7 protein-coding genes are annotated in these 8,216 nt (G+C 49.9%); 4 read left to right on the top strand and 3 right to left on the bottom strand.

Annotated features, from left to right (window positions below; translation table 11 throughout):
* Positions 1-125 precede the first annotated feature (125 nt).
* Positions 126-698, bottom strand: coding sequence for a DUF4358 domain-containing protein (locus tag Q0L39_RS09365; RefSeq protein WP_296628644.1), 573 nt, complete (start codon positions 696-698; stop codon positions 126-128).
* A gap of 254 nt (positions 699-952) precedes the next feature.
* Here Q0L39_RS09365 and Q0L39_RS09360 point away from each other — a divergent pair, with 254 nt between their 5' ends.
* The 4 genes from Q0L39_RS09360 (at position 953) to Q0L39_RS09345 (ending at position 4,756) form a co-directional block, all read left to right on the top strand.
* Positions 953-1,558, top strand: a complete 606-nt coding sequence (locus tag Q0L39_RS09360) for a nuclease-related domain-containing protein (RefSeq protein WP_296628641.1) — start codon at positions 953-955, stop codon at positions 1,556-1,558.
* Positions 1,559-1,784: 226 nt separating this feature from the next.
* A complete protein-coding gene (locus Q0L39_RS09355; protein ID WP_296628639.1) occupies positions 1,785-3,605 on the top strand; it encodes an LTA synthase family protein in 1,821 nt (606 codons plus the stop codon).
* A gap of 46 nt (positions 3,606-3,651) precedes the next feature.
* The gene (locus tag Q0L39_RS09350; protein ID WP_296628637.1) at positions 3,652-4,224 is read left to right on the top strand and encodes a chromate transporter; all 573 of its coding nucleotides are present in this window, start codon (positions 3,652-3,654) and stop codon (positions 4,222-4,224) included.
* Entirely contained in the window at positions 4,211-4,756 is a 546-nt protein-coding gene (locus tag Q0L39_RS09345; protein ID WP_296628635.1) for a chromate transporter, read from the top strand. Before Q0L39_RS09350 ends, Q0L39_RS09345 begins: the two co-directional genes overlap by 14 nt.
* A 48-nt stretch (positions 4,757-4,804) precedes the next feature.
* Here Q0L39_RS09345 and Q0L39_RS09340 read toward each other — a convergent pair whose 3' ends face one another.
* On the bottom strand, positions 4,805-6,169 hold the full coding sequence (locus Q0L39_RS09340) for an MATE family efflux transporter (RefSeq protein WP_296628633.1): 1,365 nt from the start codon (positions 6,167-6,169) through the stop codon (positions 4,805-4,807).
* A 263-nt stretch (positions 6,170-6,432) separates the two neighbouring features.
* Positions 6,433-8,145: a phospho-sugar mutase gene (locus Q0L39_RS09335; RefSeq protein WP_296628631.1), complete on the bottom strand. Its 1,713-nt coding sequence runs from the start codon at positions 8,143-8,145 to the stop codon at positions 6,433-6,435.
* Positions 8,146-8,216 lie beyond the last annotated feature (71 nt).

The following is an 8,216-nucleotide window of genomic DNA, read 5'->3' as shown; positions in this document are numbered from 1 at the left end:
AGGTCTTTTTTTGTACTGTAAGTTTTTTATTGACCCCCAGTTGAACTGGGGGTTTTTTCTTGCCTTCTCGGCGCCAATATAAAGAGGGAGGACTGCGCAGGCAGTCATCCCTCTTTATATTGATTTTATGACACATTCAGGGTTTCAGGGATATACTTTTCGATGATCGCTCTGGCGCTGTCGTTATCCTCCAGCATCAGCATGACCACATAGCCGCCGCGTTCAAAGAGCAGCGCTCCCTGTGCGATCGCGCTGGAGTTATATACATCATAGTTTTGAAACTCGCGGATACGGTCGTCGCGGCGCTCCCTCAGTGCGCTCAAAACATTGTCCCGATGGGAGTTTCCATTTTCGTCCTCGCCATCCTTGGGAAGAATGATGTACACATCATCCGCTCCGAAGTTGCCATCGACATAGCGGACAAATGCTCGCTGCACATCCTCCATGTTCAGTCCCACTTCGCTGGTCAGCTGCTCTTCGGTCGGCTCAATCAAACCGGTTCGCTTGCCCAGCTGGCTGTAAATGACTTCCAGTGCCTTTTTGGGGTTTGCCTGCGCCACTCTGGTTTCGATAGATTCCTGCTCCTGTTCTTCCTCGCTTGGCAGGGTTGTATCCAGCGCTTCGCAGCCGGTCATTACACCGACGCAGAGCAGCACTGTCATCAGAAGTGCTGCCAGACGTTTATAATCATATTTCATGCGATTTTATTTCCACCTTTCCATTGGCTGTATTCCCAAAACACAGCTCGGTTGCTGAAAGAATCCCTTGTTCAAATTATAATGAATCTGGGGCGACTGTCAAGTTTTCCAGTATCCGTTTGCCAAAAGTTTACACTCTGACCAAAGCAGTAAAAATTTGAGCTTTTCTCTTTACGATAATTCGTGCTTATGATACAATGGGGATATCTGTTTGACCCTGTCAGGGGAATTTTTTAAGAGAGGATCTGTTTTGTATGAATCCATCTATCATTGCAATGCTTGTCATCGTCGTGGTTGTCGCTGCGGTGATCGTTGCATGGTATCTGCAAAAAAACATCCGTTTTTCCAAGGGAAATTACGGCAAATCCGCCGTCAAATCGGCGCTGCACCGTTACGCACTCACCCACAATTATAAGGTTCTGGAAAATGTACAGATGCAGCTGGACGGTCAGACACAGACCATCGACTATGTTCTGGTCGGTTTCTTCGGACTGCTGTTTGTCTCTGCGCTGCAGGGCAAGGGTGATTTTTATGGCGACTTCAAGGAGCCTCGCTGGACCTTTGTCGACGACGAGAAAAAGGTTCGCTTTGACAACCCTGTTCTGGAAATGGACAAAAAGCTGGAGATGTTCCGCCGTCTGATGGCACAGAAAAAGGTGTACAACATCAAGGTAGATTCTGCTGTTGTCATCAGCAGCACCAAAAGCGACATCCCAATGTATCTGAGTCATGTGCGCGATGAAAACATCGTGATGAGCCTGAAGGAATTCAAAAAGTTTTTGGGTGCAGAAAAATTTGAAAAGGACAACGGTCTGGACGTGGAAAAGATCTGCGACGTACTTTCCCACCTTGCCGACTGATTCTTTCGAAAAGAAAATAAGCGGCTTTGTTTCCCGTTTTATTGGGAAACAAAGCCGCTTTTGGCTGAAAAACAGGCAAAACGGTTGCATCCCCACCCGATTTATTATATAATGCTTTTTGACGCTTTGTGCGTATTTTTGACATGAGCTTGCCGCCCTTTTTCGTCATACAGGGCGAAAGGCTCTTTTTCATTGCCTTTGAAACCATTACCTTCAGGAGAAAATTATGAATCGTATCAAACAATTTCTAAAGCAGCATTTCTCACGGGACGAAATGCTGCTGGGCATTCTTTTGCTCATCACCCCTTTGACCGCCTTTTATCTGATGCAGTTTGTGTACAGCGGCGGGATGCCCTGGGACTACTCGATCAATGTTCTGGTGGCCAATTATCTGTGCATCGGTGTGCTTCACTTTACCCTGTGTGCACTGACAAACTATATCGTTCTTTCCTGTCTGATTACCCATCTGCTGTGCTGCATCTGGGGCATCGCCAACCACTATGTCTCACTGTTTCGCGGCACACCCATTCTGCCTTGGGACTTTACCGCGCTGGGAACTGCTGCCGCCGTGGCGGACAGCTATCACTTCTCTCCCAGCATTCCGATGGTCATTGCAGCGCTGCTGCTGATCGCTGCAACTTTTTTGCTGCGCAAAAAGCTGCTGACCGGACGCTTCCGTCCTTCCAGAAACCGGATGCGTCTGCGTATCACCTACCTGTGTACCATCCTTATCTGTGCCTATCCGGTGCTGCGTCCTAATGCACTGGGGTATCTTGGCATTGAAACCGACGTCTGGGATCAATCCGCCTCCTACTCTCAAAACGGAGCTCTTGCTACCTTCCTGCGCAACACCCAGTTCATGTCGGTAGAAGAACCGCAGGACAGCTCGGAGGAAAATATCGAGCGCATCGCTTCACAGGTCAGTGACCACACAACTGCCGTTTCGGAGGACACCCACCCCAATATCATCGCCATCATGAACGAGTCCTGGGCCGATTTTGAGGACTTTGGCAACCTTTCGCTGAGCGAAAGTGTCACCGACTATGTCAAGTCGCTGGACAACTGCATCTTCGGCCACACCTACACCTCGGTCTTTGGTGCAGGCACCAGCGCCAGCGAATTTGAATTTTTGACCGGCAACTCGATGGCATTTCTGCCGTCGGGCAGCATTCCTTATCAGCAGTACATCTTAGAGCCGTCGGCTTCGCTGGCGTCGCTGCTCAAGGAAAACGGCTACCGCACGCTGGCTATTCATCCTGGTGAGCGCACCTCCTGGCAGCGCAATCAGGCTTATCCTCTGCTTGGCTTCGACCAGTTTAAATGTGTGGACGACATGGATGTCCCACTGACCGAGGAGCACGGCTATGTCAGCGACCGGTCTTCCTTTGAACAGATCATCTACGAGTTTGAACATAAAGCCGCGGACGAGCGCCTGTTCCTGTTTAACGTCACCATCCAAAACCACGGCAGCTACACTGTCGAAGATTATCCGGCTGAGGTCACACTGACCGACGAACCAGGAAAATATCCGATGGCAGAGCAGTACCTGACGCTGGCAAACAAGACCGACGAGGCGTTTAAAACGCTCATCGACTACTTCAGCCAGCAGGAGGAGCCAACGATCATCCTGATGTTCGGCGACCACCAGCCTTCGGTCGAACAGGAATTTCTGGACAAAGCCTACGGCGTAACCCAGGACCAGATGACCATGGAGCAGTACATGAACAAATACAAGACACCGTTCCTGATCTGGGCAAACTACGATCTGCCGGACGATGAAATTCCGGTTACCAGCTTAAACTTCCTTGGACAGTACCTGCTTTCTTATTCCGGCATCGACAATTCTCTGTACGAGGATTTCCTGGCTGACTTCCAGCAGACATTGCCGGCAATCACCTTTGTCGGTTATATCGACCAGAACGGCAAGGCACACAGCCATCTGGAGACCAACGACTATGCCGGTATGATCGAAGATTACCGCACGCTGGCATATGACAATTTGTTTGGAGGAAAGAGCCGGCACACTTCCTTTTACCAAACTCCGTAGCAGAACCATCCATTCGGCATGATGTGTGTTTAGAGGAGGTCTTGATTTGCAGCGTTATCAACAAGTGCTTCGTTTGTTTTTACAATTTTTAAAGTTCGGATGTTTTACCTTTGGCGGCGGCTGGAGCATCGTTGCACAGATGCAAAAGCTGTACGTAGAGGAACAGCATGTTCTATCCAGTGAGGAGCTGCTGGATCTGACCAGCGTAGGACGCAGCCTGCCTGGCATCATGATCAGCAATGTTTCGATGTTATATGGCTATCGCGCCGCCGGTCTGCTGGGTGGTATCGCCTGCGTTGGCGGGCTGGTACTGCCACCTATCCTGATTCTCAGCTTGATCACCTGCTTTTACACAGCTTTCCAAAGCAATCTGTGGGTGATGGCAGCGATGGCTGGTGTGCGCACCGCTGTTGTTCCCATTATCATCAGTGCGATCATCGGCATGGTGCGCGGAGCATTTCGCTTTCCTCCGTGCATTGCCATCGCTGTGCTGACCTTTTCGCTGTATCTGTTCTGGAATGTCAACTGTGTCTGGCTGGTAGTGATTGGCGCTGTCTGCGGCATCCTTCTCAGCGAATACTACGAGCGAAAGGAGGGCGGTGCAGATGGTACTCATTGAGTTGTTCTGGAGCTTTTTGAAGATCGGCTTCACCAGCTTTGGCGGACTTTCGATGATTCCGCTGATCACCAGCGAGATGCTCTCGCACGGATGGATGACTGCCAGCGAGGTTTCCGACATTGTGGCCATTGCGGAGATGACACCAGGACCGCTGGGCCTCAACTGCTCCACCTTCGCGGGCATCCGTACCGCCGGACCGTTGGGTGCCGTTGTCGCCTGTCTGGGCGTACTGACTCCGACACTGACCTTATGTGCTGTTGCTGCTGTGTTTTTTAACCGCTTCAAAAACAGCCGCCGCATGGTGCAGATTCTGACCGGTGTCCGTCCTTCCTGTATCGGCATGGTTGCGGGTGTCATCGTATCGCTGAGCATGACAAACTATGTACAGAACGGCGCCGTCAGTCTGACCTCCATCGCCATCGGTCTGGTCGATCTGGCACTGCTGCTCAAATGGAAGGTCAGCATTCCAAAGGTCATCTGCCTGAGTGCTGTGTTGGGACTGATCTGTTTCGGTGTATTTCAGCTTCCATAAAACAAAAAAGGTGAGGGAAAATTCCCTCACCTTTTTATTATTTTCTGTTTAGTTGAGCGCTCCCTGTTCTGCTCGTGCAAATGCTTTCTTGCGAACCAGCAGATAGCAGATCAAATGAACACCCGCTGTCAAAATCCAGGAAATCGGATAGGAGACATACAGACATTCCAGTGTCTTATCCATCTGGAAGATGGTGAAAATCCAGATGACACGGAACAGACAGGCACCGGTCAGCGATACCAGCATCGGCATGATCGAATAACCCAAGCCGCGGATGCTGCCGACCATAACGTCCATCAGGCCGCACAGGAAGTAGGTGGCACTGACAAAGCTCATACGGATCAGACCGTACTGGATAACCTGTGGATCGGACGAGTAGATGCCCAGCAGTTTATCTCCAAAGAAATATGCACCGTTGCCCAGGACAATACCGATAACCGCAACAACCATCAGACACTCCAGCAGAATCTTGTCAACACGCTTGAACTGTTTTGCGCCCATGTTCTGGCTGGTAAAGCTCAGCGAAGTCTGATAGATCGAGTTCATGGCGTTGTATACAAAGCCCTCGATGTTGCTGGCGGCGGTGTTTCCTGCCATAACCAGCGAACCAAAGGAGTTGACCGAGGACTGAATCAGCACGTTGGAGATGCTGAAGATAGCACCCTGCAAACCTGCCGGCAGACCGATTCTCAGCATTGCGGTCAGCACTTTGCCGTGGAACTTCAGATGGTGCAGATCCAGGTGGCAAGGTCCTTCGGTTTTAATCAGGCAGAGCAGTACCAAAACGGCCGAGATTGCCTGAGAAATAATGGTCGCCAGTGCAACACCGGCAACACCCATATGGAATACGATAACGAATATCAGGTTAAATACAACGTTGATGACACCGGACAATGTCAGGAAATACAAAGGACGCTTGGTATCTCCGATCGCACGCAGAATTGCGGCACCAAAGTTATACACCATGAAGGCAGGCATTCCAACAAAATAGATGCGCATATACAGTACCGAGAGGTCGATAACATCTTCCGGTGTACCCATCCATTCCAGCATCGGCTTTGCAAGCGCAATTCCGGCGAAGATCAGGAAAACGCCGCCGACAAGTGCGGTCAAAATTGCGGTGTGAACCGTCTCGCTGATACCATCTGGGTCACGCGCGCCATAATATCTTGCGGTGACAACGTTGGTACCTACCGAAACACCGATGAACAGGTTGATAATCAGGTTGATCAATGCGCTGGTCGAACCTACTGCTGCAAGGGCCTCACTTCCGGTAAAGCGTCCGACAACGATGATGTCTGCTGCATTAAACAACAGCTGCAAAATGCCGGAAAGCATCAGTGGAATCGAAAAGACCAGGATTTTGCTGAGCAACGGTCCGCTGCACATGTCCATCTCATACGATTTCTTCATTTCTCCCATCCTTTTTCTCTAATTTTAACCCGCCTTTAACAAAGACTTAATTTTTATTATAACAACCTACGTATGAAATGCAAGAGCTATCCCGCCATTTTGATGTATAAAAATTCGCCTGTATTTCCTTTGCTTTTTACAAATACGTCAAAAAGCAGGAAAAGCGTCTGTGCTGTCCTTGACCCTAATCTGAGCGAATCTCTCCGCATACAAAAAAGGAAGGGGAAATCCCCTTCCTTTTTCTGCACTATTTGATTGTCTGATTATGCCATCAGAGCTTCTGCACTTTCAAACAGCTTCTGCGCAATGACATCAATCTGCGGACGATCGTTAGTCACAATAGTCAGGTAAACCTTGATCTTCGGCTCGGTACCGGATGGACGGACGATCACCTTGAGGTTATTTTCAAGGTTGTATTCCAAAACATTGGAGGTCGGCAGTGTGATAGCGGTCTCCTCACCGGTCTGAACGTTGATGCGCTGAGAAGTCTTATAGTCGGCGCGGGACAGAACCTGATAACCTGCAAACTCCTTCGGTGGATTTTCACGGAGCTGCTTCATGATATTTGCCATCTTTTCCATGCCGTCGGTTCCTTCAAAGGTATAGCCTTTGACCTTGGCTGCATAGACGCCAAATTTATCGAAGATTTCGTTGAGCACGTCGATCAAGGTCTTACCCTGCTTCTTATAATACTCTGCCATCTCGCAGATAATCATCGAACCATTGACAGCATCCTTGTCACGGACATGGCCGCCGGTCATGTAGCCATAGCTCTCCTCAAAGCCCAGCAGGAAGCGATCTTCCTCGCCTTTCTGTGCCAGCATGGTGATCTGTTCGCCGATATACTTAAAGCCGGTGAGAACACTGATCATCTCGATGCCGTAGCTCTTTGCCACTTCATCTGCCAATGGAGTGGAAACAATCGACTTGACAGCGATTGGATTTTTCGGCATGGTGCCCTGTGCAATGCGCTGTTTTGCGATATAGTCGAGCATCAGCACACCAACCTCATTGCCGGTTGGCAGGATATACTCTCCATGGTGTTTGACTGCAATACCGACACGGTCTGCATCTGGATCGGTCGCCAGAACAAGGTCGCCGTCCACCTTTTTGCACAGCTCAATGCCCAGCTGAAGGGTAGCTTTCTCCTCTGGATTTGGATATGTACAGGTTGGGAAGTGGCCATCCGGCAGTTCCTGCTCCTTGACAACATAGATATTTTCGATGCCCATACGGCCCAGGATACGGCGAACCAGCTTGTTGCCGGTGCCGTTGAGCGGTGTATAAACAACCTTCAGATCGCTTTTTTCGATTGGATCGCGGTTGACGCGCAGCGCAAAGACGCGGTCGAGGAACTGGTCAACCAGTTCGTCCGAGATATACTCGATCATACCGGTACGCAGACCCTCTTCCAGCGGGATCTTCTTGACACCTTCGAAGATATCGGTCTTGCTGGCAAGCTCCAGAACTTTGGCTGCTGCTTCAGGATTGAGCTGACAACCATCATCGCCATAGGCTTTGTAGCCGTTGTACTGAGATGGATTATGGCTGGCAGTGATGACGATACCTGCGCTGCAATGCAGCTGTCTGACTGCAAAGGAAAGGGTTGGGGTCGGCATCAGTTCTTTGAACAGGTACGCTTTGACACCGTTTGCTGCAAATACTCTTGCAGTAATGCGGGCAAACAGGTCGCTCTTGATGCGGCTGTCATAAGCAATCGCAACGGTTGGGTTTTCATACTGCTGTTTTACATAGTCTGCCATGCCCTGTGTTGCCAGCGCAACTGTATAAATATTCATGCGGTTGGTTCCGACACCCAGCACGCCGCGCAGGCCAGCGGTGCCAAACTCCAACATCTTGATAAAACGTTCTTTGATCTCCTTGTCGTTGCCCTCGATCTCCTTCATTTCCGCAATGAGATCCAGGTCTTCCAGCTGTTTGGAGTTCCAGATATTATAGTTATCGAGATAATTCACGGCGCTTCATCCTTTCTTTTCAATGCGGACCCGTCTGCATTGACAACTGTTCCGCAAAATTATACAAAGTG

The organism is uncultured Negativibacillus sp., assembly GCF_944388365.1.
Classification (GTDB): domain Bacteria; phylum Bacillota; class Clostridia; order Oscillospirales; family Ruminococcaceae; genus Negativibacillus.
This window is presented reverse-complemented; position numbering and strand designations above follow the sequence as displayed.